Genomic DNA, 23,003 nt, shown 5'->3' on the forward strand with positions numbered 1-23,003 from the left:
GTGGCGAACGGCTGTAGCTGTTGCGGAAGCCGCCGGGGTGTGCGACGTTGCTTGTGATTCTCCGCGGCATGCGCCGGAGGTCGGTGTCGAGCGAAAAGCGAGGAGTACAAGTGCAATTCCGCCGCGCTCGATTGTTGCCGTCAGGTAGCAAAAGGCTCACACCGCTGGCCCGCGTGGTCCGCCCCCGCACCATTCGCGGTCAGCTCACGCGAGTCCTGGTGGTGTCGGTGGCGCTGGCGCTCGTGCTGCTCGGCGTGATCGTCGCCCGCGAGGTCGGTTCGTATCGCGATACCGATGCCACCGTCCGCACGGTCTCGCTGGCCCTGTCGGTACAGGACGCCGTGCACGAACTGCAGCGGGAACGCGGCCTCAGCAACGGCCTGCTGGGTGGTGATCCGGCGCTGCGCGCGACGGTCGACATACAGCGTGCGGCCACCGACCGGGCACTGGCGGCGCTGGACACCACGCTCGCCACCGACGCGCCCGGCGTGGCCCCGGCGCGTGGCGCGTTCGACCAGCTCGGCACGCTCGGCGACACCCGGACGCGGATCGACACCGGCCGCCTCGACCGCGCCGCGGCCTTCCAGTTCTATACCGGCGCGATCAGCGCGCTCGGCCGCACCCGCTCCGGACTCGACCATGCCCGCGACGACCGGGTGTGGCGCGGCCTGCAGGCGCTGTACCGGCTCGGCGACGCCAAGGAGTACACGGGCCAGGAGCGCGGCTTCCTCAACGGCGTGTTCGCCGCGGGCGGCTTCGGGCCGGGCGAATACGTGCAGTTCCTCAACATCCGCGCGGGTCAGCAGGCCGCGGTCGAGGCCTTCCGGGAGGACGCGACCCCCGAGCGCCGGGCGGGGTTCGACGCCGCGCTGCGCTCCGCCGACGCCACCCGGGCCGCCGAGTCCGAGGCGGTGGCGCTCGCCTCCGACCGCGGGCCGCTGACCCGCCCGGTGGACGCCGCCGACTGGTGGGCGCGGACCACCGCCGTGATCGACGCGCAGCGCGGCGTGCAGGGCGCGATCGGCGCCGACATCGAAAATCGGGCCGATCAGCTGCGCCGCGAGGCCGCGACCACCCTCGGCGTCTACACCGGCGCCGCCGTGCTGGCGCTGCTCGCCCTGGTGCTGCTGGTGGTCGCCAGTGCGCGCGCGATCGTGCGGCCGCTGGCCGCGCTGGCGGCGGAGGCCGACGACGTGGCCTCGCGGCGGCTGCCGGAACTCATCGCGGCCTGGCACACCACCACCGGCGCCGAACCCGATCCGCCGCAACGGGTCCGGACCCCCGCCGCCGCCAGCACCGAGATCGTCTCGGTGGCAGAGGCTTTCGACCGGGTACAGGTCACCGCCTACGAACTCGCCTCGCAGCAGGCGCTGCTGCGGCGCAACACCACCGAGTCGCTGGCGAATCTGGGCCGGCGCAACCAGAACCTGGTGCGCCGCCAGCTGGCGCTGATCAGCGAGTTCGAGCGCGAGGAACTCGATCCCAAGATGCTGGGCAATATGTTCGAACTCGACCATCTCGCGACGCGCATGCGCCGCAATGCCGAGAGCCTGCTGGTGCTCGTCGGCGAGGCGAGCCCGCGGCGCTGGGCGGAACCGATCCCGCTCACCGACGTCATCCGCGCGGCGCTGTCGGAAGTGGACGACTACCGGCGCGTGACCTTGCGCCGCGTCGACGACGTGCCCGTCACCGGCGCGGTGGTCAGCGAGCTGGCGCACATGGTGGCGGAACTGATCGAGAACGGCCTCGCCTTCTCACCACCGGACCTCGAGGTCGAGATCTACGGCCGCCGCATCGGGCAGCAGTACCTGCTCGCCATCGTCGACCACGGCGTCGGCATGCCCGCAGCCCAACTCGCCGAAGCCAACGCCCGGCTCCGCGGCGACGCCGAATTCCTGGTCGCCCCCACCCGCTTCCTCGGCCACTATGTCGTCGGCCGCCTGGCCCGCCGCCTCGGCATAGCCGTCGAACTCACCGTCTCCCCGGTCAGCGGCGTGGTGGCCCGCCTCCTACTCCCCACCACCCTGCTGGCCGACCCCACCACGCCTGCCCCCGATTCCGTCGCTTCTTCCGAACCTGTAGCGGCTATCGGCCGTTCGGGCCTTCCGGAGGGCGTGCCCGCCGCATCCGCAGCGCGATTGCCCGTGGTCAGCCAGCCCACGAACGGGAGCGGGCGTGCCGAGGTGCAGCGCGGAGATACCTCGCAGTGGGCCACCGGGACATCGACCGAGTCCTCGGCATGGCCTCCCGGATCGCCTACGCGGCAGAGTGCTACAGCGGAGGCGATTTCGTCAGGGCCGCAGCCGTTTACGTCCGTGTGGCCCCCGGATGCGGCAGAACAGTCCGATTCGGCAGGGGAGCTCCCGGATTCGACCGTGAGGCAGCCGGGTTCGATCGGGCGGCAGCCGGATACCACCGAACAGCAACCGAATCCCATCGGGCGGCAACCGGATTCGGCGGGACAACAGCCGGGTTCGGGGCTGCAGCCGGGTTCGGTGGGGCGGCACAGTCTTCGTGTCGGCGGGACGGATGGGGCCGTAACCGGGGCGTATCCGGATCCGTTTCCTACGCTGCCGCCCGGGCCGATGAAGGATTCGTTGTTCGCCGCGGCGGTGGAGCGGGGGCGGCACGGCGGGGCGGGTGAACCTCACAGTGGCGGAGACACGCCGGTAGCCGAAGTTCAACGTACGCGAAACGGTCTCGTCAAGCGGGCGCGGAAGACTCGTGATGCGGGGAATCGCCCGGCGGCCCCGCCCCGGCATCCGGTGGCGCCGGCCGCCGATCGCTCCCCCGACCAGGTCCGCAGTATGCTCGCCGGTTTCCGCAGCGGCCATCAGCGCGGCGAAACCGAAGAGCGGCAACGGATTCCGGTACCGACGAACCAGGAGGAACCCAGGTGACCACCCACCTGTCCGACACCGACCCGCACGCCTTCAACTGGCTGCTCACCGACTTCGTCCGCACCACCGACGGCGTGCGCGACGCGGTCGCGGTGTCCTCGGACGGCCTGCTGACGGCGATGTCGGACGGCCTCGACCGGACCGACGCGGATCGGCTGGCCGCCATGGTTTCCGGCCTGGTCAGCCTGTCCCGCAGCGCCTCGCGCAGCTACGACTTCGACGGCCTGAAACTGATCATGATCGAGATGCGCCGCGGCTTCCTGCTCGTCTCGGCGATCGCCGACGGCAGCTGCGTCGGCGTGATCGCGGACAGCGACGCCGATGTGGGCCTGGTCGGGTACCAGATGGCCGTGCTGGCCGACCGCGCCGGCGCCCTGCTCACTCCAGCCCTCATCACCGAACTGCGGGAATCGCTGCGCAGATGACCGAGTCGCACCGGCTGCCCGACCACCGGATGATCGCCCTGAACCGACCGGATGCGTGGTCGAGTTCCACTGTGGCACAATCAGACCCGACGACATCACGCTCCACCGAAGATCCCGTGGTGCGACCGTTCCTGATGACCGGCGGCCGCACCGCTCCGCTGATCGCGGGACTACGCATCGAAGCACTGGTCCACGCCACCACCGCCGCGCTGTCGGCCCCTTTGCGGTTCGAACAGTCCACGGTGGTGCGGCTGTGCCAGCGACCCCACTCGGTCGCGGAAATCGCTGCCGCACTGCGGGTTCCGCTCGGTGTCGCCCGGGTCGTGGTCAGCGACCTGGTCACCGCCGGGCACGCGTCGGTGCACACCGCCGACGAACTGTCCACCGCCGCCATCGAGAGGATCAGGGATCTTGTTCGGGCACTCTGACATCGGCCCCTCCGGCAGCCCCACGCCGGACCCGTCCCCCTCCTCGGTCAAGATCGTGGTCAGCGGCGGCTTCGGGGTCGGCAAGACCACCTTCATCGGCGCCATCTCCGAGATCGAGCCGCTGTCCACCGAGGCGGCGATGACCGAGGTCTCCGTCGGCGTCGACGATCCCGGCCGACGCGCCGACAAGACGACCACCACGGTGGCAATGGATTTCGGGCGCATCACCCTGGATCGCACGCTGGTGCTGTACCTGTTCGGCACGCCGGGCCAGCAGCGGTTCGAATTCCTCTGGGACGACCTGCTCGACGGCGCGCTGGGCGGGGTGATCCTGGTCGACACCGGCCGGGTAGAGGACTGCTACCCGGTGCTGGACTACTTCGAGCAGCGCGACACCGCATTCGTGGTGGCGGTCAACCGTTTCGACGGCGCCCCGCAGTTCGCACTCGACGAGGTGCGCGAGGCGCTCGACATCGACGAGTCGATCCACCTGGTCGAATGCGATGCCCGCGACCGCGAGTCGGTCAAGCGGGTCCTGGTCGAACTGCTCGAACAGGTGCTGCTGCATCGGTTGTCGCACGCGGTCGCCACGTGACGCCGGGAGTATCCCGGAGCACCTTCGGATTCACCCCGGCAGATTGCCCTGCGACGAATACAGGCTGACCGCGCCCTCGTCGTCGAGGAACGCGTTCACCAGCATGGTGCGAGCGGCCAGCAACTCCTCGCCGTCCGGGGCCTCGGTGGTGATCGAAATCTGCGGAATGGCGGCCCAATTCACGACATAACGCTCCGGGGGACCCGCGGTGCCCGACACGTGTGCCAGCCGGAACACCGAAACCGTCCGGCGTTCCATGAGATTGCGGACCACCTCGGCGATTCGCTCGGGGTCTTCCAGTGCGAACAGGAAGCCGAAGGTCAGCTCCGGGGAGGACACATAGGCAGACACGAAATAGCAGGCTATCGGACGACGTCCCCCGACGCGGCGCGGATAGCTCCCGTGTCGCTATCGCGACAGCGCGGCCGTCCGCTCGGCGGCAGCGGGTTTCGCCGGCGCACCGCCCGGGTACCTGTAGTTCCTACCGTGCCGGAAGATCACCGATCTTCGCGATCATGTGACCCCGCCGTAATGGTGTATAACGATTGCCCGCAGCTTCGGTGTTTCGGGCGTCCGACTGTTGCGTGGGTTCTGCCGACGCGCTTTCCTGAATATGTCCCGCATTTCCCGGACACTCTTCTATCGCATCGTCGCGGATTTCCCGGTTTCTTCACCGTGAGCGTTTGTGGTGGGCTGCCGTGTCCGGGCCCGCGGGGCTGCGCCGGAGCCGAGGGGAGCCCCTCCCCGATACCCCCTCGGCCCTGGCGTATCCAGTCGACGCCAGTACGAGGGTGGGAACATCATGTCCACCGAATACGCCGACGGCCGTATCGGATTCGGCGAACTGCCGTCCGCGGCGGCGCTCCTGCGGGCCTTCCGCGCAGACCACGAACAACACGCGCATCCCGTGCTCGACGCGGCCGCGGCGCTGGTGCGATGTCACGAACGGCGCCGCCACGCCCAGCGCGACGCCCGCGCGCCCGGCGTGCCCAGCAGCCGGGTGGCCGCGTGCAGTCAGGTCGTCGACGATGTCGACGTCACCCGGATGCGGCTGATCGCGCGCATCGACACCTGGGTCGGGGACAACATCCCGCATCGGGAGGGCGCCTCGCTGCACACCGAGACCCTCGGCTCGGTCATCGATCGAATGGCGGCGAAATGGGTTGCCGCCCAACATGCTCTGGGCCTGCCGACACCCGATACGCGAATGGGCGTGGACAGCGAGGCGCACCTGCAATGGGTACGCCTCGCCGAGTTGGCCGACGGCTACAAGGATCTGATCACCGACGTCACCGAACACCGCCGCCGCTTACCGGTCTTCTGACCCGGCAACCGGTCTCAGCGGTCCCGCGGGTCGACGATCTCGATATCGGCGTCGATATACGGCTGTTCGGTGGACACGTGTGGCGTCTGCCGGGGCTCGTCGAGCAACACATCCGGCTCGTCGCGCCCGGCGTTCACGTCGGCGGCGGCCTGATCGCGCTGGGCCGCCGCGGCCGCCTCCCGCCTCTCGATCGCGTCGGTGACCCACTCGCCGATCTCACGGGTCACCTCGGCGACGGTGCTCGTGATGATCGTGGCGATATTGCCGACGTGCCGTGCCCCGGACGACGTCAACTCCTGGATCAGATCCTTGTTGCTTTCGAACTTTCCGATCATTCACACGCCCGCTTCGCTAGGATGCCGCTCTCGCATCACGATAACACCTGGCTGCGGGGCATTCTTGGCGAGCGCGGGCGGCAGCGCGAGCCGGAACAGCTTCATCCACACCTCGCCGACCTGCTTGCTCAGCGGGCCGGTGTTGTAGGGCAGGCCGTACTTCTCGCACAGCGCGCGCACCTCGGGAGCGATCTCGGGGTAGCGGTTGGCCGGCAGGTCCGGGAACAGGTGATGCTCGATCTGATGCGACAGGTTCCCGGACATGATGTGGAACAGCTTGCTGCCGGTGATGTTCGCCGAACCGAGCATCTGCCGCACATACCATTCGCCGCGGGTCTCCTCCGCGGTCTCCTCTTCGGTGAACGTCTGTACGCCCGCCGGGAAGTGACCGCAGAAGATGATCGAGTAGGCCCAGATGTTGCGGACGATATTGGCGGTGGCGTTCCCGGCCAGGGTGGACAGGAACAGCGGACCGCTCAGCAGCGGGAACACCACATAGTCCTTGAGCACCTGCCTACCGGCCTTGCGCAGTTGCCCCTTGGCCAGCTTCTGGATGTCGGACCACTTGCGCTTGCCCTTGACGATGTTGTCGGCCTCGAGGTCGTGCAGCATCACGCCCCACTCGAACAGCATCATCAGCAGGAAGGCGTACGCCGGGTTGCCCAGGTAGTACGGGTTCCACGGCTGCCCTTCGTCGATGCGCAGCACGCCGTACCCGATGTCCCGGTCGCGGCCGTGGATGTTGGTGTAGGTGTGGTGCATGTAGTTGTGCGAGTGCTTCCACTGATCGGCCGGGCAGACCGTATCCCATTCGAAGACACGGGAATTGAGCCCCGGCTCACGCATCCAGTCCCACTGGCCGTGCATGACGTTGTGGCCGATCTCCATGTTGTCCAGGATCTTCGACACGCTCAGCGCGGCGACGCCGGCCAGCCAGAACGGCGGCAGGAAACCCAGATACATCAGGCCGCGGCCGGCGATCTCGAACCCGCGCTGCGCCTTGATGATCGAGTAGATGTACTCCCGGTCGCGCTCGCCCAGGTCGGCGGTGATCCGCTCGCGCAGCTCGTCGAGCCGGCGGCCGATCTCCTCGACCTGCTGCGGGCTGAGCACCAGCGGGCCGTCCTTGGTCTCGGTGAGAATGGTCATAGTTGTTCTCCCCTTTCAGATTTCGATGTCGACGTCGCCGACGGCGGCACTGATGCAGAGCTGGATGGGCTGGTCGGGGTCGCCGTCCAGCTCGCCGGTGCGCAGGTCGCGGGTGCAGCCGGACCGCCGGACGGCGGTGCAGGAGAAGCAGATTCCCATCCGGCAGCCGTATTCCGGGGTGAGCCCGGCGGATTCGGCCTGCTCGAGCAGGCTGGCGCCGGCATTGGCCTGCTGCACTCCACTGGCCGAGAAGGTCGTGGTGCCGGTGACGTCCGCCGGGTCCACCGGCGTGGTCGAGATGATGAATTCTTCGCTGTGCAACCGGTTTTCGAGTCCTTCGGCCTGGTAGACCCGGCGTACCGAGTCCATCAGCGCGGGCGGGCCGCAGACGAAGGCCTCCCCGGTCGCGAACCACGGCGCCAGCTGCTCCACCGTGTCGTAGTCGAAGTGGCCGACGGGGCGCGCCTCGGCCGCGACCGGCGAACCCAGGCGCTCACCCGCACCGCGGCTCGGGTAGCGCAATTCGATGTGGAAATTGCCGTGCCGCGCGGCGATGTCCGTCAGTTCCGTGCGATGCGGTACCGCCTCCGGCGCCTTCGCGTAGTGCAGGAACACCACGGCGCCCGGATGCTTCTCGCGGTCGAGCGTACGCAGCATCGACAGCACCGGTGTGATGCCGCTGCCGCCGCTGATCAGCAGGATCTTGTCCGGCCGCGGATCGGGCAGCGCGAAGGTGCCCGCCGCGGGAGCGAGATCCACCACCATGCCGGGGGCGGCGTGACGGTAGAGGTACTGCGACACCAGGCCGTGCGAATGCGCCTTGACCGTCAGCCGCAGGCGCCGGCTCCCGCGTCCCTGCGCGTCGACCGGCGAATAGCAGCGGGTGTGCTTCACGCCGTCTATCAGCACTCCGACCTGCACGTACTGTCCGGCGCGGTGGCCGGTCCACTGCCAGGTCGGGCGCAGTGTCAAGGTCACCGAATCCGACGCCGAGTGCCGCACGTGGGTGACCTCGGCGCGCATGTCGCGCAGGGTGAGCGTCGGCCGCACCAATTCGAGATAGCGATCGAGCGGGTGCGGCGAAGTCAATGTCTGCACCAGGTCGATGAGTCCCACCATTCGGTTCTCCCAGAGCCTCGACGTAACCACTAAACTTTCGGTGCACATCTGTACACTCAGATAGTGTGCCTGCTGGTGCCATACAAGTTCAACCAGCAGATGCTGTGACCGAGGCAACATCCCTAGGAGAGTACGAATCGTGAACGGATGTATGCTCAGCGATGTGAGTGAGCAGGTGGAGTCCCGAGTCGAGCGCAAAGAGCGCACGCGGCAGGCCCTGCTGGAGGGCACGCTGGCGCTGGCCGCCGACCGTGGCTTCGCGGCCCTGTCCCTGCGCGAGATCGCGCGCTCGGCCGGCATCGTTCCGACCGCGTTCTACCGCCATTACGCCTCGCTGGACGAACTGGGCACCGCGCTGGTGGACGAGGGCGTGCGCCAATTGCGCCTGGCCCTAAGGGAATTGCGGCGCACACCGGATGCCCGGCTCGCCGAGACCGTGCGTTTCGTCTTCGGCCAGGTCGCGGGCCGTGAGGCGCTGTACGGCTTCCTGATCCGGGAGCGGCACGGCGGTTCGGCGGCGCTGCGCACCGCGATCGCGGTCGAGATGCAGCTCATCACCCGGGAGCTGGTGGTCGATCTCTCGCGGGTCAGGGCCCTGGACACCTGGTCGCCCGACGATCTGGAGCTGGCCGCCGACCTGATCGTGTCCACCGTCGCCGACCACATCGCCGACTACGTGGCCGCCGCCCTGCGCGACCGCGTGGACATCGTCGACCGCACGGTCCGCCAGGTCCGCATGATCGCCCTCGGCATGGCCGCCTGGCGCTCGTCGACCTGAGGCGCATTACACCGCGACGGTAGTCTTCACCGCGCCAGCAGGGCGCGCAGTTCCGCGGTGATGCGGTCGGGGTCCTCCTCGGCCATGAAATGTCCGGAGGTGACGGTGGCGTGGGCCAGGTCCTTCGTCCAGGCGCGCCACCGGGCGGCGGCGTCGAAACCGAGTGCGGCGCCCCAGTCCTGCTGCAGGACGGTCACCGGCATTCGCAGGAGGTTTCCGGCAGTGCGGTCGGCGCGGTCGTGTTCGAGGTCGGCCGTAGCGGAGGCGCGGTAGTCCGCGACGATCGAGGGCACGGCGGCGCGGCAGGCGTTCAGGTAGGCGGCGCGGATATCGGCCGGTACGGCGTCGGGGCGCAGGCTCCAGATGTCGAGGAAGTGGCCGAAGAAGGCGTCCGGGGAATTCGCGATCAGCTGTTCGGGCAGGCCCGGCGGTTGCGCCATGAGGTAGAGGTGGAAACCGACGGCCGCATCGACGCCGTGCATCACGTCCCACATATCGAGCGTCGGCAGGACGTCGAGGCAGGCCACATGAGTGATCGTGTCGGGGTGATCCAGTCCCGCCCGGAAGGCGACCAGCGCGCCGCGGTCGTGCCCGGCGAGGGCGAACCGTTCGTGGCCGAGCGCGGCGGCCAGCGCGACGATGTCCGCGGCCATGGTTCGCTTGCTGTACGTGGCCTTGTCGATCTCGGCCGGTTTGTCGCTGGCACCGTATCCGCGCAGGTCCGGGCAGATGACGGTGTGGTCGGCGGCGAGCCGGGCGGCCACGTGCCGCCACATCAGATGGGTCTGCGGGAAACCGTGCAGCAGCACGATCGGACGGCCACGCCCGCCGATCGCGGCGTTGAGTGCGACACCGGGCGCGACCGGCACGCGGCGATACTCGAAATCGGGGATGGTCGGTGTTTCCATGATTCTCTCTCGTCGGGACGGATCCGCCGGACCGGCGGGCATCATCGACTGTGCCGCGGGCGAATCAGCATCCGATCAGCACCGAGGTCAGTGCGTAATCCGATGGTCCAGCGCGGCGACAGACGATAGGGAGGCGGCATGCGGCAGGTCACGTTCGGCGTGCTCGGGCCGGTGACCGCGTGGGACGCCGACGGCGGGGCGCTCGGGTTGAAGGGGCCGCGGCATCGGGCGGTGCTGGCGCGATTGATTGTCGCTCACGGGCAACTGGTTCCGGTGTCGCGCCTGGTGGAGGACCTCTGGGAGGACCCGGCCGCGGGTGCGGTCGGCGCGGTCCGCACCTTCGTCGGCGATCTGCGGCGCGTGCTCGAACCGGATCGGCCGCCGCGTGCCGCTCCGAGGCTGCTGGTGACCGAGGGGCCCGGTTACGCACTGCGGGCGCGGGCGGACGCGGTCGATTCGTGGCGTTTCGAAACGGCCGTCCGCACGGCGACCGAGTTGCCGCCCGCGCAGGCGCTCCAGCGGCTGGACGACGCGCTGCGGTGGTGGCGCGGCCCGTCCTACGCCGAATTCGCGCACGAAGATTGGGTCCGGACCGAGCGCGCCCGCCTGGCGGAGCTGCGGCTGCATGCCGTCGAACAGCATGCCCAGGCCCGGCTGGCATTGGGCAGGGCAGCCGAGGTGATCGCGGACCTGAACGCCCACCTGACCGACCACCCGTGGCGCGAAGAGGCGTGGGCGCTCCTGGCCTCGGCGTTGTATCGGACTGGGCGCCAAGCTGATTCGCTGGCGGTGCTGCGCCGCGCCCGCACCGCACTGGCCGACGAACTCGGACTCTACCCCGGCCCGCGACTACGCCGGTTGGAGGCCGACATCCTGTCTCACCATCCGCGCTTGGAACCGCGGCCGAGTCCCGAGACCGCGGCGGCCCAGGTGTGGACGGAGGCCACCGCGGCGTACGACCGGGCCGTCTCCGCCGGATCCCGAGCCCGGCTGGATTCGACGGTGGGCCTGCTCCGCAACCTCGCCGTCACCGGCGGCACCGGCCTCGAGCTGGCCCGGGAGCATCGGATGGCGGCCATCACGGCCGCCGAGGAGTTCGGTGACCCGGAGCTGACCGCCCGGGTGATCGGCGCCTTCGACGTCCCCGCGATCTGGACCCGCAGCGACGACCCGCGGCAGGCCGAGCAGGTGGTCGCCGCGGCCGAACGCACGCTGTCCGCGCTGCCCGGCGACGAACCGCACGACCCCGCGCGCTGCCGTCTGCTCGCCACGATCGCTGTGGAGATGCGCGGCAGTCGCTTGCCGCGTGGGCCGGAGGCGGCGCACCGCGCCGAGGAGATCGCGCGCCGACTGGATGATCCCGCGCTACTGGCTTTCGCTCTCAACGGGAAGTTCATGCAGTCGTGCACCCGCGCCGGTCTCGCTTCGCGGCGCGGCGAAATCGGTTCGGAGCTGGTCGATCTGGCGGCCAGGCACGGGCTGGCGTCGTTCGAAATTCTCGGACATCTGATTCGTGTGCAGGCGTGCGGCGCGCTCGGCGATTTCGCTGCCGCGGATCGTCATGCCGCCACGGCAGACCGCTTGGGCGAACGTTACGAACGGCCGTTGACCGGCGTCTTCACCGAGTGGTATCGGGCGCTTCGACTCGCAGCCACCGGTTCCGAGGTCGACGCGGAGGTTGCGTATCGTGGTGCCGCGCAACGTCTGGACGGCGCGGGGATGCCCGGGGTGGAACGCGGCCTACTCCCCCTGGCGTTGCTGTGCCTGCGGCTGTCCGGGGGGGGGGGGGGGGGGCCCCCCCCCCCCCCCCACAATATAGCCCAGGCGGGAATTGGGGGGGGGGGCGGGGGGCGCCCCCCCCCCCCCCCGCCGAATACATTGACCCGCAGGAAGATTGGGGTCCGTACCGGCCTTGGATAGAGCCCTTCGTCGCGCTTCGGGAGAACCGCGATGCCGACGCGAAGGACGCCTTGCATGCCCTGCCGGAGCCGCCCGCGGATCTCATGTACGAGGCGCAAACCTGCTTGGAAACGGCCGTCGCGCTGGCGATAGACGACCGAAAAGTGTTGCGCCGGGCTGTTACCCGCTTATCACCTGCCGCCGACGAACTGGCGGGCGCGGGCAGCGGCATGATCAGCCTCGGGCCGGTACGCGACTGGCTGAACCGAATTCCTCACGCGCTCAGTTGAATACGCGCGTGACCGAGGCCGATCCGCACCGGCTCGTCGTTCGGTGGCTTGTCAGCGGCTCAGTTCGGTGGTGATGGTGTCGACGAAGTCGGGCAGGTCGTCCGGCTTGCGCGAGGTGATCAGGATCCAGCCGTTGTGATCGCAGCGCATCACCGACTGGTCCACCCACTTCCCACCGGCATTGACGATGTCCGTGCGCAGCGACGGGTAGGACGTCAGCGTCTTGCCGGGGAGCACCTCGGCGTCCACCAACAGCCACGGACCGTGGCAGATCGCGGCGATCGGCTTGCCCGCCGACTTCACGGCACGAACCAGTTCGCGGGCGCGATCGTCGGTGCGCAGCGTGTCGGCGTTGACCGTGCCGCCGGGAACGACCAGCACGTCGATGTCGTCGGGCGCCACGGCATCCAGGGTGACGTCGGGCTGCACCTGCTCGGCGGGCTCCAGATCGTGGCGATATGTCTGTACCGCTTCGCCTTTCATCGCGGCATGCCGTACCTGAGCGCCGCGTTGGCGCAGCTGGTCGCGCGGCACCACCAACTCGTCGTGCTCGACCCCGGCATTGGAGGTGACGATCAGGACGCGCGCACCCTCGAGTTCTGCGGACACAGTTACCTCCTCTTCTCGGCTACCTGTGCGATCTACCCGGCGCGAAACCGCCCAAACGACGGCACGCGCCGGGATTGATGACAGCAACTGACATAAGCGCTACGCTGATGACAGCGGCTGACATAAGCCGCTCTCGCACCGCGGTGCGAGCCCCGAACTCATCGCAGGAAGGTGTTCACCATGCGGGTATTCGTCACCGGAGCGTCCGGGCACGTAGGTTCCGCCGTGGTCCCGGAACTCCGCGCCGCCGGGCACGAGGTCGTCGGCCTGGCTCGTTCGCAGCGCTCGGCCGACGCGCTGGTCGCCGCGGGCGCCGAGGTGCACCGCGGCGCCCTCGACGATCTCGCCGGTCTGGCCGCCGCCGCGACCGCCGCGGACGGCGTGATCCATCTGGCGTTCAAACACGAGAACATGCTGTCGGGCGATTACGCCAGCGCGGCCGACGCCGACCTACGGGTTGTCCAGGCGTTCGGCGACGCCCTCGCAGGCACCGGCAAACCGCTGGTGATCACGTCGGGTACAGGGATGCTCGGCGCCTTGCAGCGGACCGGCACCGAGGCCGACGCGCTGGAATCCGGGCCGCGCATCGACGCGGAGAACACGGTCGTCGGTTACGCGGACCGCGGTATCCGGTCCAGTGTCATCCGGCTCCCACCGACTGTGCACAGCGACCTGGACCACCACGGTTTCGTCCCGACCCTGATCGCCATCGCCCGCGAGAAGGGCATCTCCGGCTACGTCGGCGACGGCGCCAACCGCTGGCCCGCCGGCCACACCCGCGACGCCGCCCACCTGTACCGGCTGGCCCTCGAATCCGCCCCCGCCGGCTCCCGCCTGCACGCCGTCGATGACGAGGGCGTCCCCCTCCGCGACATCGCCGAAACCATCGCCCGCCACCTGAACATCCCCGCGGTAAGCATCCCCCCGGAATCCGCCCCCGCCCACTTCGGCTTCCTGGCCCCCATGGTCACGCTGGACAACCCCACCTCCAGCACCCGAACCCAAGACCTCCTCAACTGGAAACCCACCCACCCCAACCTCCTCGAAGACCTCAACGCGGGGCACTATTTCCGGCTCCCGAGCGAATCCTGAACGTGCGGGGCGATCCGACCGCCGACCCGGCGGGGTCGCCCACCACCGTTCCGTCGCACAACTTTCGTGTGTCACCTTCCGACACATCGCCGTCCACGCACCGGCCGAACCGGTTCCGTGTCTCATGCACGAGGGACCAACTGATCCCGAGTTCCAGAACGATCCCGGCGGCCTCGACACCGGATCTCTCGCAAATCCGTAGGCACCCGGAATACGTTGTTACAGGCGGGGTTTGGAAGTATCCACCGAGCCATTCATTGCAGCATCGGACGCGAGCATGTGACGGAATGGCCGTACCGGCACCGAATGCTGCCAGGTACATTCCGTACCCCTGGCCGCTTCGCTAGCCTTGATCTCGGGGGCGACGAGCGGAGGGCGTTATCGTGAACGGCGAGGACAGCCTGGCGATCGGCCGGCGAATCAAGTTGCGGAGAGAGCGCGCGGGGATGTCGCGGCCGGTTCTGGCCGGGTTGATCGGCAAATCGGCGGAGTGGTTGAAGGCTGTCGAGAACGGCCGCTTGCAGACGCCGAGGCTTCCTATCCTGCTGCGAATCGCCCAAGCTCTCGAAATTCGAGACCTCGCCGAACTAGCCGGTGACGGTGACGCGGTGCCGGTGGCGGTGTTCGCCGGGGAACGCCACGCGGCGCTGACCGAGGTACAGAACGCGCTGACGGACTTCCGTGCGAGCCCGTCCGGCCGGCGCACGCAGCCGCAGCATCTGGCCGAACGGTTGCGGCAGGCGTGGCAGATCCGGCATGGCAGCCCGGACCATCGAACACAGTTGGGTGCGTTGCTGCCAGGGCTGATTCGCGACGCGCAGACGGCGGCACGCACGCCCGGTGCGGAACGCCGTACAGCCCGCAAGATCCTGGCCGGGGTGTATCAACTCGCGGACTTCTACGTCGCCTACCAACCTGCCCCGGAACTGGTCTGGATGGTCGCCGACCGCGGACTCAACGAGGGCTACGAAGCCGACGATCCCTACGTGATCGCATGCAGCGCATGGTCGATGGTGCAGGCTCTGCGAGATTCCGGTCGGTGGGAAGAAGCGATCGGCCTGGCTCACGACTCGATCGACCGTTTGACTCCCTACCTCGATCGGCAGGGAACATCCGACGATTGGCGCGGTATCGCGGGAGCGCTCGACGCCGAGATCGCCTACGTGCACGCGCGTCGCGGCCGACATGGAGACGCCTGGCGCTACTGGGAACGCGCCGACCACACCGTCAGACTGCTCGGCCCGTCGTATCGGCATGTGCAGACATCGTTTTCGCAGCCCGTGATGGCCGCGCACGCGGTGACCCTCGGCGTAGAGCTGCGCCGTTCCGGAGAAGCATTGCGGGCGGCACAGACGTTCGACGCGGAGCGGATCGTCTCCGTACCCCGCCGCAGCAGGCATTTCATCGAAGTCGCCCGCGCTCATCACCGCCGCGACGATGCGGTCGCCACACTCGCCTTGCTGTCGAAATCGGAATGGACGGCTCCGGAAACCATCCGATACAACGGTTTCGCACGGGACCTGCTCCGCGGTCTACTGAAGTCACCCCCGTCGGGAATGCGAGACGACGTGCACGCTCTGAGCGAGCGCGTCGGCGTGGCGGCTTGAAACGCGGAGTCTCGAGACAACGAGAGCGGCCGTGTCGCAATGCATTACGTGACCAGGTGCGGCAAATACGAGACCGACGGCTGCCAATGGGCCTACACTTGGTAGGTGGGTCGGGAGCAGTGGGAGACGCCGGAAGAGCAGGCTATTCGTCGGAAGAACCGGCTGCGGCTGGCCGTCGTGGGGCCTATCGCGATTTTGATCGTGGCGATTGCGGTGATCGCGTATGTCCGCAATCCGGAGGATACCGATTCGGCGGCGACGGCCGCGCCCGCGTTCGTCGGGGCGTGGCAGGGGGCCGCCGACAACGGGCGTGAGACCTTCGATGTCGTCTTGACGATCAACGGCGAGGGTTCCGAACAGGCCGCCACTTCGTCGCATACCAATACGGCCACGGGTGCCCGTTGCGACCGGGTGGAGCGGGTGGTCACCGCCTCCGAGACCGAGCTGACCCTGACCGCCGAATCGGTGACCGGCACGGACTGCGACAAGAGTGCGCAATCGACGATTCAGCTGCACACCGACGGGTCCCTCGCCTACCGCACCGGCGCCGTCGGCAGCACTATCAACGGTGTGCTGCACAAGGTGTGAGTCAGGCCGTCGCCTCGGCGTGATACCGATCGAAATGCTCCTGCCAGGGCCGGGCGCGCTCCTCCGGAGACATGGCGAGCAACCGGTTGAGCTTCTCCCAGTCGGAATCCTGTGCGGGAGTGAGTATCTGGACCCAGGATCCGCTCATCGACGGCAGCGACATGCTGGTCATGACGACCTCCATATCACCGCTGGCGACATTGCGGACCATGCGATACCGGCCCAACGGCGAGGCTACGTCGTTACGCGCCCACAGCGCGGCGAAACGCGCACTGCGCGAGCACATGTCGTCGATGAACGCCACCCATTCCGGATCGTGCAAATTCTTGGCGTAACCACTCCGCAGAAACCCGACCATACGGCAGACATGCTCGGGCTGACCGGGATACGGATTGCAGCACTCCTCGGTGAAGAACACCTTCCGAATCACATTGCGCTCACCCCGGATGAACCCCGGGCACAGCGCCGCATAGGCCTCGTTGTGCGCCAGCACGTCGTACCGCCCCGACAGCAACACGGCCGGCAGCGGATACAGGTGATCCAGAATCACCTGCAACTCTTCGGGAACCCCCTCCTCGACATGCCAGCTCGGCACCGTCGGCACATCCGCGAGCCGATAGAGATGGGCGCGCTCCACGGCATCCAGGGCCAGCGTGCGCGCGATCGCGTCCAGCACCTGCACACTGACATTGATGTCGCGCCCTTGCTCCAGCCAGGTGTACCAGGTGACCCCGACCCCGGCCAATTGGGCGACCTCTTCGCGCCGCAACCCCGGCGTACGCCGCCGCGGCCCGGACGGCAGCCCCACATCCTCGGGCATGATCCGAGCCCGGCGAGTCCGCAGAAACGCCGCCAACTCGGTACGCCGCACCTTCCGCACCGTCCGGGACTCCGCAACCATGCACCCATCCTCATCGACCACCCGGCGGGTATCCAGGTGCTGCCACTACCAGTATGAGAGGCTCCTGTTACCAGGATCCGATCCCAGCCCGTCTCTTCTCGGTCTGCGGGCGCACGCAGGCACGGCCGCTCCGCGGGGGGGGGGGGGGGGGGGGGGGGGGGGGGGGGGGGGGGGGGGGGGGGGGGGGGGGGGGGGGGGGGGGGGGGGGGGGGGGGGGCGGGGGCCCCGGCCGCCGCCGCGCGCGGCCGCCCCCCCCCCCCACCCCCCCCCCCCCCCCCGCGCCGAAACCCCGGGCGGGGTTGCGTGGGTGTCTTTCGCTACCAACTAAGCTGCGTTTTCGTGGTTTCGCCGATATCCGAGGATGCAACAGTGTCTGATCCGAATGTGGATCGTCGTACTCGTTTGCTGGCGTCGGCGGCGATCACGGTGGGGCGGCTGGCGGATGTGCTTACGCCGCTGGGGGAGATGTTCGGGGCGCGGGGGCATCAGTTGTACCTGGTGGGGGGGACGGTGCGGGATGCGGTGCTGGGGCGGCTCGGGACGGATCTGGACTTCACCACCGACGCTCGGCCGGAGACCGTGCAGGAGATCTTGCGGGGGTGGGCCGACAACCTGTGGGACACGGGGGGTTTGGCGTTCGGGACGGTGAGTGCGTCCAAGGCCGGGTGGCAGCTGGAGATCACGACGTTCCGCAGTGACAGCTACGACCGGGTGTCGCGCAATCCGGAGGTGACCTTCGGGGACACGCTCGAGGGCGATCTGGTGCGGCGCGACTTCACCGTGAACGCGATGGCCGTGCGCATCGGCGCCGCGGGCGAGCTGGAATTCGTCGACCCGCTCGACGGTATGGACGCGCTGCTGGCGGGTGTGCTGGATACGCCTGCGGCGCCGGAGGATTCGTTCAACGACGATCCGCTGCGGATGCTGCGGGCCGCGCGGTTCGTGGCGCAGCTGGGTTTCGAGCTCGCGCCCCGGGTGCGGGCGGCGATCGCCGTGATGGCCGACGAGATCGATCGCATCACCGCCGAGCGGGTGCGCACCGAGCTGGACAAGCTGATCGGCGCCGAGCACCCGCTCGAGGGCATCGACGTGATGTGCGAAACCGGGCTGGCCGAACGCGTGCTGCCGGAAGTACCGGCCATGCGGCTCGAGATCGATGAACACCACCAGCACAAGGACGTCTACCAGCACTCGCTGACCGTGCTGCGCCAGGCCATCGACCAGGAGGAGGGCGATCCGGACCTGGTCCTGCGCTGGGCGGCGCTGCTGCACGACATCGGCAAGCCGCCCACCAAGCGCAACGAGCCCGGCGGCGGCGTGAGCTTCCACCATCACGAGGTGGTGGGGGCCAAGATGGTGCGCAAGCGGATGCGAACCCTGAAGTACCCCAAGCAGTTCACCGAGGACGTGGCCCGGCTCGTCTATCTGCACCTGCGTTTCCACGGCTACGGCAAGGGGCAATGGACGGATTCGGCGGTGCGGCGCTACGTCACCGACGCCGGTGAGCTGCTGCCGCGGCTGCACAAGCTGGTCCGCGCCGACTGCACCACGCGCAACAAGCGCCGCGCCGCGCAACTCCAGTCCACCTACGACGACCTGGAAAAACGCATCGAGCACCTGCAACAGGAGGAGAACCTGAATCGCGTCCGGCCCGACCTGGACGGCAACGCGATCATGGAACTGCTCGGCCTGGAACCGGGGCCGCAGGTGGGCCGGGCCTGGCGGTATCTGAAGGAACTGCGGCTGGACCGCGGGCCGCTCTCGCGTGACGACGCCGAGGCGGCGCTGCTGGAATGGTGGAAAGCGGGCGCGCCCTAGAAGACGATCAGCGTGGTGCCCGCCACGATGGCCGAACGAATCTGGGCCAGATCGAACGAGCCGGTGATCTCGGGGATATCGATGCGGAAACGGACGTGGTCGCCGTCCCGGTCGGCGCGCACGACGGTGATGTGCTTCGGCAACTCGGTCAGCGGCACCGGTGCGATCCTGATCCACCGGCGGGGAACGCGGACACCGAACCAGCTCGCCCGGTGCACCGCGATGGCGACCAGGTTCTCCCCGACCGACGCATCCACCAGGGCGCGGATATTGCGGCGCCGGTGCCGGGCCGTGAACAGACCGGTGTGCGGGTCGACCCCGAGCCGCCAGTCCAGCCGTCCGTCGTTGAGCCAGCCGACCAGCGCCGCGGTGGTCACGGTGCCGGTGACGTCGAGATTCGTGGTGCGCACCTTGGTCGGCATGCCCGGAATCAGCCGCACGCCGTGCGCGATCACGGTCATCTCCTCGATCGGATGACCGTTCCAGCGCAGATCGGTCAGCACCGTCTTGGTCTGGAAGTGAGCGCCGCGACGGCGGGCCTTCAGTGTGTCCAGCGTGGCCGTCATCTCGTGGCCGAGCAGGGTGGCGTTGACCTCCCGGCCGCCGAACTGGCTCAGGATGCCCTCGCTGAGCAGCGTCATCAGCACGTCCGGCAGCAACGCGGTGACGGTGCCCGCGCCCAGATCGGCGACCTGATCCAGCAGACCCGGGTCGAGCAGGCGTCTGCCGACATCCACGGCGCGCAACGGCGACCAGGTCTTGGGGTCGAAATAGGTGGCCATGATTGCTTCGAGAGTACTGGGCACGGGTGACAACACGACCCCGTCGTCGGTGACGTCTCCGAAAACAACCGCTCTTGAGTCCGCATTTTCGGATGATCGGCCGTTGTTGGTCCGATTATTCGGACCTATGCTGCTGACGTGCCCAGTCTGCGTATCCGCGACGCCGCCGAGCTGCTCGGCGTCAGCGACGACACGGTCCGCCGGTGGATCGACACCGGCGCGCTCGCCGCGCGCAAGGACGAGTCGGGACGATTGACCATCGACGGCGGCGAGCTGGCGGCCCTGGCCGTCGAACACGCGCGGACGCCGCGGACGCGGCTGGGTAGTGCCAGTTCGGCACGCAATCGGTTGCCCGGACTGGTCACGCGCGTGCTGGCCGACGGGGTGATGGCACAGGTGGAGATGCAATGCGGGCCGTTCACGGTGGTGTCGCTGATGAGCAGCGAGTCGGTACGGGCGCTCGGGCTGGAGCCGGGCAGCGTGGCGGTGGCGAGCGTGAAGGCGACCACGGTCGTCGTCGAGACGCCCACGGATCGCGGCTGATGCGGCGCGGGTGGCGCGGCGCGGTCGGCGTACTGGGCGCGGTGGCGCTGACGGTGGTGGCTGCCGGGTGTGGTTCGTCCGATTCCGACACGACGACCGTGACGGTTTTCGCCGCCGCCTCGCTCAGCAAGGTCTTCACCGAGCTGGGCGCGGAGTTCGAGGCCGCTCATCCGGAGACGAAGGTGACCTTCTCCTTCGCCGGTTCGTCTGACCTGGCGGCGCAGCTGGATCAGGGTGCGCCCGCCGATGTCTTCGCCTCCGCCGATACCGCCACTATGGACAAGGCCGTGCGCAGCGGGCGGATCACCGAGCAGCCACAGCTTTTCGCCACCAACGTGCTGACCATCGTCACCCCGCCGGGAAATCCGAAACACATTGCGTCGCTGGCTGACCTGTCTCGGCCGGGGCTGCGCCTGGTGGTGTGCGCGCCGCAGGTGCCGTGCGGTTCGGCGACGAAGAAGGTGACCACAGCGGCAAAGGTGCCGACCGCTCCGGTGAGTGAGGAATCGGCGGTGACCGACGTGCTGGCCAAGGTGACCTCCGGCGAGGCCGACGCCGGGCTGGTCTACGTCACCGACGCCGCCGGTGCGGGCGACAAGGTCGAGCAGGTCGCCTTCCCCGAATCCGCGGACGCGGTGAACTCCTATCCCATTGCCGCGGTGGCCGATTCGACACACGCCGACCTCGCGCATCAATTCGAGAGCCTCGTCACCGGACCACAGGGCCGCGCGGCATTGTCGAAGGCCGGCTTCGGAACACCGTGAGCCCGACCGCCGACACCCCGCCCCCTGCCCGAACCCCCAGGTCCGGGCAGCGCCGCCACGTGGCCTTACGTCGCGTGGTTCGGCGGCGAACCGTGCGGGTTGTTCGTAGCCTGCGTGGTCCCGGGCTCGCGGTGCCGGGGTGGCTGTTGGTGCTCGCGTTGCTCGGGTTCGCCTTCGTGGCAGCGCCTTTGGTGGCGTTGGCCGGGGCGGTGGATTGGTCGGGGTTCTTCGGACTGGTGTCGTCGCCCGCCTCGCGCGACGCGCTGTCGCTGAGTGTGCGGACGGCGCTGGCGAGTACGGCGCTGTGCGTGGTGGCCGGGGTGCCGATGGCGGTGCTGCTCGCCCGGGCGCGGTGGCGGGTGCTGCCGGTGCTGCGGGCAATGGTGTTGCTGCCCTTGGTGTTACCTCCGGTGGTCGGCGGGTTGGCGTTGCTGTATCTGTTCGGCCGGTACGGGATGCTCGGCCGGCATCTGGAGGCGGCCGGTATCCGGATCGCGTTCAGTACCACCGCGGTCGTGCTGGCGCAGGCCTTCGTGGCGCTGCCGTTCCTGGTGATCACGCTCGAGGGAGCGATGCGCACGGCCGGTGATCGGTACGAGCGGATCGCGGCGACGCTCGGCGCGGCGCCCACCACGGTGTGGTGGCGGATCACGCTGCCCCTGCTGCGTCCCGCGCTGATCTCCGGCGCGGTGCTGGCCTTCGCCCGTGCCCTGGGCGAATTCGGCGCCACGCTCACCTTCGCGGGCAGCCTGCAGGGCCGCACCCGCACGCTGCCGCTCGAGATCTATCTGCAACGCGAGGCCGATCCCGATGCGGCCGTGGCACTTTCCCTGCTGCTGGTCTTGATCGCCGTGCTGATCGTGCTGGTGGCGTACCGCCGTGTCGGCGTGCCCGAGGGCCGCGAGTGGGCGGGCGGGCTGTGGCGCTGGGGCGGCTCGGCGGCGGGTCGATGAACACCGGCGCTGGTGCGGGACTGGAGGTTTCGGCCCGAGTCGCCGAACGTGGGCTGGACGTGGAGTTCTCGGTCGCGCCCGGCGAGGTCGTGGCGGTGTTGGGTCCGAACGGCGCGGGCAAATCGACCGTCCTGGAGGTGGTGGCGGGGCTGGTGGCGCCGGACGGTGGGCATGTCCGCCTGGCGGGAAAGACATTGACCGATGTCGCGTCCGGGGTCGCTGTGCCACCGCATCGACGCGAGATATCGCTGCTGGCACAGGATCCCCTGCTGTTCCCGCATCTGACGGCCGCGGCGAATGTGGCATTCGGTCCGCGCAGCCGCGGTGGGCGCGCGCGGTCCGCGGCGGTGGCTCGCCGGTGGCTCGGTGCGGTCGACGCCGCCGCGCTGGCCGAGCGGCGGCCCGGGGAACTCTCCGGCGGACAGGCGCAGCGGGTGGCGTTGGCGCGGGCCCTGGCCGTCGAGCCGCGCGTGCTCCTCCTGGACGAACCGATGGCCGCACTCGACGTGACCGCGGCCCCGGCCCTGCGCACCCTCTTGCGCCGCGTGCTCCGGCAACCGCGGGACACCCACGCTCCCAGCACGATTCTGGTCACCCACGACATCGTCGATGCGCTGACACTGGCCGACCGGGTCGTCGTCCTGGAGACGGGCCGGATCGTCGAACAGGGTCCGGTCGCGGCGGTGCTGTCCCGGCCGCGCAGCGCCTTCGCCGCTCGCATCGCCGGTGTGAACCTGATGATCGGCACCGCGATCGACACCGCCGAGCCCGTGCCGTTCCCGGACCCGGCGGCCGGGGACGCCGATGTGGGCCGAGACCGGGATGTCGACGACCCGCATCCGCTGCGCGCCGTGCGATGCGGCGCGGATGTTGTGCACGGCCGGTGCGGGGATCATTGGCGGCCCGGTGTCGAGGCCGCGGCCGTCTTCTCCCCCTCGGCTGTCGCCGTCCACCGGAAACCGCCGACCGGCAGCCCGCGCAACGTGTTTCGGGTGCGCGTCGCGGAACTCACCGATCGTGGCGGCATCATCCGGGTACAGGCCGGGGAGCGCGCGGACGGCAATCCCGGCCCGGCCGCCGATCTGACGCCCGCCGCCGCGGCGGAACTGCGACTCGCGCCGGATCTCGAGGTGTACTTCGCCGTGAAGGCCACCGAGGTCCAGGTCTATCCGCGCTGACCACCCATTCCGCGAAGC

General features: G+C 69.1%; 24 protein-coding genes. 16 read left to right on the top strand and 8 right to left on the bottom strand.

Features of this window, described 5'->3' with window-relative positions; genetic code table 11:
* Positions 1-110 precede the first annotated feature (110 nt).
* From QH470_RS36490 to QH470_RS36505, 4 genes are read left to right on the top strand one after another with little or no spacing between them, the layout of a single operon-like run.
* On the top strand, positions 111-2,900 hold the full coding sequence (locus QH470_RS36490) for a sensor histidine kinase (protein WP_280276956.1): 2,790 nt from the start codon (positions 111-113) through the stop codon (positions 2,898-2,900).
* Positions 2,897-3,325, top strand: coding sequence for a roadblock/LC7 domain-containing protein (locus QH470_RS36495; protein WP_280276957.1), 429 nt, complete (start codon positions 2,897-2,899; stop codon positions 3,323-3,325). The genes QH470_RS36490 and QH470_RS36495 overlap by 4 nt, the downstream gene beginning before the upstream one ends.
* Positions 3,322-3,753 carry a DUF742 domain-containing protein gene (locus QH470_RS36500; protein WP_280276958.1) on the top strand — a complete coding sequence of 144 codons (432 nt, stop codon included), beginning with the start codon at positions 3,322-3,324 and terminating at the stop codon, positions 3,751-3,753. Before QH470_RS36495 ends, QH470_RS36500 begins: the two co-directional genes overlap by 4 nt.
* Positions 3,734-4,348: a GTP-binding protein gene (locus tag QH470_RS36505; RefSeq protein WP_425302847.1), complete on the top strand. Its 615-nt coding sequence runs from the start codon at positions 3,734-3,736 to the stop codon at positions 4,346-4,348. The genes QH470_RS36500 and QH470_RS36505 overlap by 20 nt, the downstream gene beginning before the upstream one ends.
* A gap of 30 nt (positions 4,349-4,378) precedes the next feature.
* Here QH470_RS36505 and QH470_RS36510 read toward each other — a convergent pair whose 3' ends face one another.
* Positions 4,379-4,699 (bottom strand): hypothetical protein, encoded by a 321-nt coding sequence (locus QH470_RS36510; protein WP_280276960.1) that lies wholly within the window; start codon positions 4,697-4,699, stop codon positions 4,379-4,381.
* Positions 4,700-5,150: 451 nt separating this feature from the next.
* On the opposite strand from QH470_RS36510, the gene QH470_RS36515 reads away from it, so the two are divergent.
* Positions 5,151-5,672: a DUF4254 domain-containing protein gene (locus QH470_RS36515; RefSeq protein WP_280276961.1), complete on the top strand. Its 522-nt coding sequence runs from the start codon at positions 5,151-5,153 to the stop codon at positions 5,670-5,672.
* A gap of 14 nt (positions 5,673-5,686) precedes the next feature.
* Here QH470_RS36515 and QH470_RS36520 read toward each other — a convergent pair whose 3' ends face one another.
* From QH470_RS36520 to QH470_RS36530, 3 genes are read right to left on the bottom strand one after another with little or no spacing between them, the layout of a single operon-like run.
* The gene (locus QH470_RS36520; protein ID WP_280276962.1) at positions 5,687-6,007 is read right to left on the bottom strand and encodes a hypothetical protein; all 321 of its coding nucleotides are present in this window, start codon (positions 6,005-6,007) and stop codon (positions 5,687-5,689) included.
* Positions 6,008-7,156: a fatty acid desaturase family protein gene (locus tag QH470_RS36525; protein ID WP_280276963.1), complete on the bottom strand. Its 1,149-nt coding sequence runs from the start codon at positions 7,154-7,156 to the stop codon at positions 6,008-6,010.
* A 15-nt stretch (positions 7,157-7,171) separates the two neighbouring features.
* Complete coding sequence (locus QH470_RS36530; protein WP_280276964.1) at positions 7,172-8,275, bottom strand: ferredoxin reductase; 1,104 nt, start codon at positions 8,273-8,275, stop codon at positions 7,172-7,174.
* A 163-nt stretch (positions 8,276-8,438) separates the two neighbouring features.
* Here QH470_RS36530 and QH470_RS36535 point away from each other — a divergent pair, with 163 nt between their 5' ends.
* Positions 8,439-9,053 (top strand): TetR family transcriptional regulator, encoded by a 615-nt coding sequence (locus tag QH470_RS36535; protein WP_400181652.1) that lies wholly within the window; start codon positions 8,439-8,441, stop codon positions 9,051-9,053.
* Between the two features lie 26 nt (positions 9,054-9,079).
* Here the strand turns inward: QH470_RS36535 and QH470_RS36540 are convergent, their stop codons facing one another.
* Entirely contained in the window at positions 9,080-9,961 is an 882-nt protein-coding gene (locus tag QH470_RS36540; protein ID WP_280276965.1) for an alpha/beta fold hydrolase, read from the bottom strand.
* A 138-nt stretch (positions 9,962-10,099) separates the two neighbouring features.
* On the opposite strand from QH470_RS36540, the gene QH470_RS36545 reads away from it, so the two are divergent.
* Positions 10,100-11,881 (top strand): AfsR/SARP family transcriptional regulator, encoded by a 1,782-nt coding sequence (locus QH470_RS36545; protein ID WP_280276966.1) that lies wholly within the window; start codon positions 10,100-10,102, stop codon positions 11,879-11,881.
* An 83-nt stretch (positions 11,882-11,964) separates the two neighbouring features.
* Positions 11,965-12,150 (top strand): hypothetical protein, encoded by a 186-nt coding sequence (locus tag QH470_RS36550; protein WP_280276967.1) that lies wholly within the window; start codon positions 11,965-11,967, stop codon positions 12,148-12,150.
* Positions 12,151-12,201: 51 nt separating this feature from the next.
* Here QH470_RS36550 and QH470_RS36555 read toward each other — a convergent pair whose 3' ends face one another.
* On the bottom strand, positions 12,202-12,759 hold the full coding sequence (locus QH470_RS36555; protein ID WP_280276968.1) for a type 1 glutamine amidotransferase domain-containing protein: 558 nt from the start codon (positions 12,757-12,759) through the stop codon (positions 12,202-12,204).
* Between the two features lie 180 nt (positions 12,760-12,939).
* Between QH470_RS36555 and QH470_RS36560 the strand changes: the two genes are divergently transcribed.
* The 3 genes from QH470_RS36560 to QH470_RS36570 all read left to right on the top strand — a co-directional run bounded on the left by QH470_RS36560 (position 12,940) and on the right by QH470_RS36570 (position 16,046).
* Positions 12,940-13,851 (top strand): SDR family oxidoreductase, encoded by a 912-nt coding sequence (locus QH470_RS36560; protein WP_280276969.1) that lies wholly within the window; start codon positions 12,940-12,942, stop codon positions 13,849-13,851.
* Between the two features lie 383 nt (positions 13,852-14,234).
* Positions 14,235-15,458: a helix-turn-helix domain-containing protein gene (locus QH470_RS36565; protein WP_280276970.1), complete on the top strand. Its 1,224-nt coding sequence runs from the start codon at positions 14,235-14,237 to the stop codon at positions 15,456-15,458.
* A 105-nt stretch (positions 15,459-15,563) separates the two neighbouring features.
* The gene (locus QH470_RS36570) at positions 15,564-16,046 is read left to right on the top strand and encodes a hypothetical protein (protein ID WP_280276971.1); all 483 of its coding nucleotides are present in this window, start codon (positions 15,564-15,566) and stop codon (positions 16,044-16,046) included.
* A gap of 1 nt (position 16,047) precedes the next feature.
* On the opposite strand, the gene QH470_RS36575 is transcribed toward QH470_RS36570, so the two are convergent.
* The gene (locus tag QH470_RS36575) at positions 16,048-16,947 is read right to left on the bottom strand and encodes a helix-turn-helix transcriptional regulator (protein WP_280276972.1); all 900 of its coding nucleotides are present in this window, start codon (positions 16,945-16,947) and stop codon (positions 16,048-16,050) included.
* Between the two features lie 369 nt (positions 16,948-17,316).
* Here QH470_RS36575 and QH470_RS36580 point away from each other — a divergent pair, with 369 nt between their 5' ends.
* On the top strand, positions 17,317-18,765 hold the full coding sequence (locus tag QH470_RS36580; protein ID WP_280276973.1) for a CCA tRNA nucleotidyltransferase: 1,449 nt from the start codon (positions 17,317-17,319) through the stop codon (positions 18,763-18,765).
* Here the strand turns inward: QH470_RS36580 and QH470_RS36585 are convergent.
* A complete protein-coding gene (locus tag QH470_RS36585) occupies positions 18,762-19,547 on the bottom strand; it encodes a hypothetical protein (protein ID WP_280276974.1) in 786 nt (261 codons plus the stop codon). The two genes, QH470_RS36580 and QH470_RS36585, sit on opposite strands and share 4 nt — an antisense overlap.
* Before the next feature lie 138 nt (positions 19,548-19,685).
* Here QH470_RS36585 and QH470_RS36590 point away from each other — a divergent pair, with 138 nt between their 5' ends.
* From QH470_RS36590 to QH470_RS36605, 4 genes are all read left to right on the top strand, one after another.
* Positions 19,686-20,090, top strand: a complete 405-nt coding sequence (locus tag QH470_RS36590; protein WP_280276975.1) for a TOBE domain-containing protein — start codon at positions 19,686-19,688, stop codon at positions 20,088-20,090.
* On the top strand, positions 20,090-20,854 hold the full coding sequence (gene modA / locus QH470_RS36595; RefSeq protein ID WP_280276976.1) for a molybdate ABC transporter substrate-binding protein: 765 nt from the start codon (positions 20,090-20,092) through the stop codon (positions 20,852-20,854). The genes QH470_RS36590 and modA overlap by 1 nt, the downstream gene beginning before the upstream one ends.
* A 131-nt stretch (positions 20,855-20,985) precedes the next feature.
* Entirely contained in the window at positions 20,986-21,807 is an 822-nt protein-coding gene (locus QH470_RS36600) for an ABC transporter permease (RefSeq protein WP_425302848.1), read from the top strand.
* A complete protein-coding gene (locus QH470_RS36605) occupies positions 21,804-22,985 on the top strand; it encodes a sulfate/molybdate ABC transporter ATP-binding protein (protein WP_280276978.1) in 1,182 nt (393 codons plus the stop codon). Before QH470_RS36600 ends, QH470_RS36605 begins: the two co-directional genes overlap by 4 nt.
* Positions 22,986-23,003 lie beyond the last annotated feature (18 nt).

Origin of the sequence: Nocardia wallacei, from assembly GCF_029868745.1 — a bacterium.
In the GTDB taxonomy this organism is placed as follows: Bacteria; Actinomycetota; Actinomycetes; order Mycobacteriales; family Mycobacteriaceae; genus Nocardia; species Nocardia wallacei_B.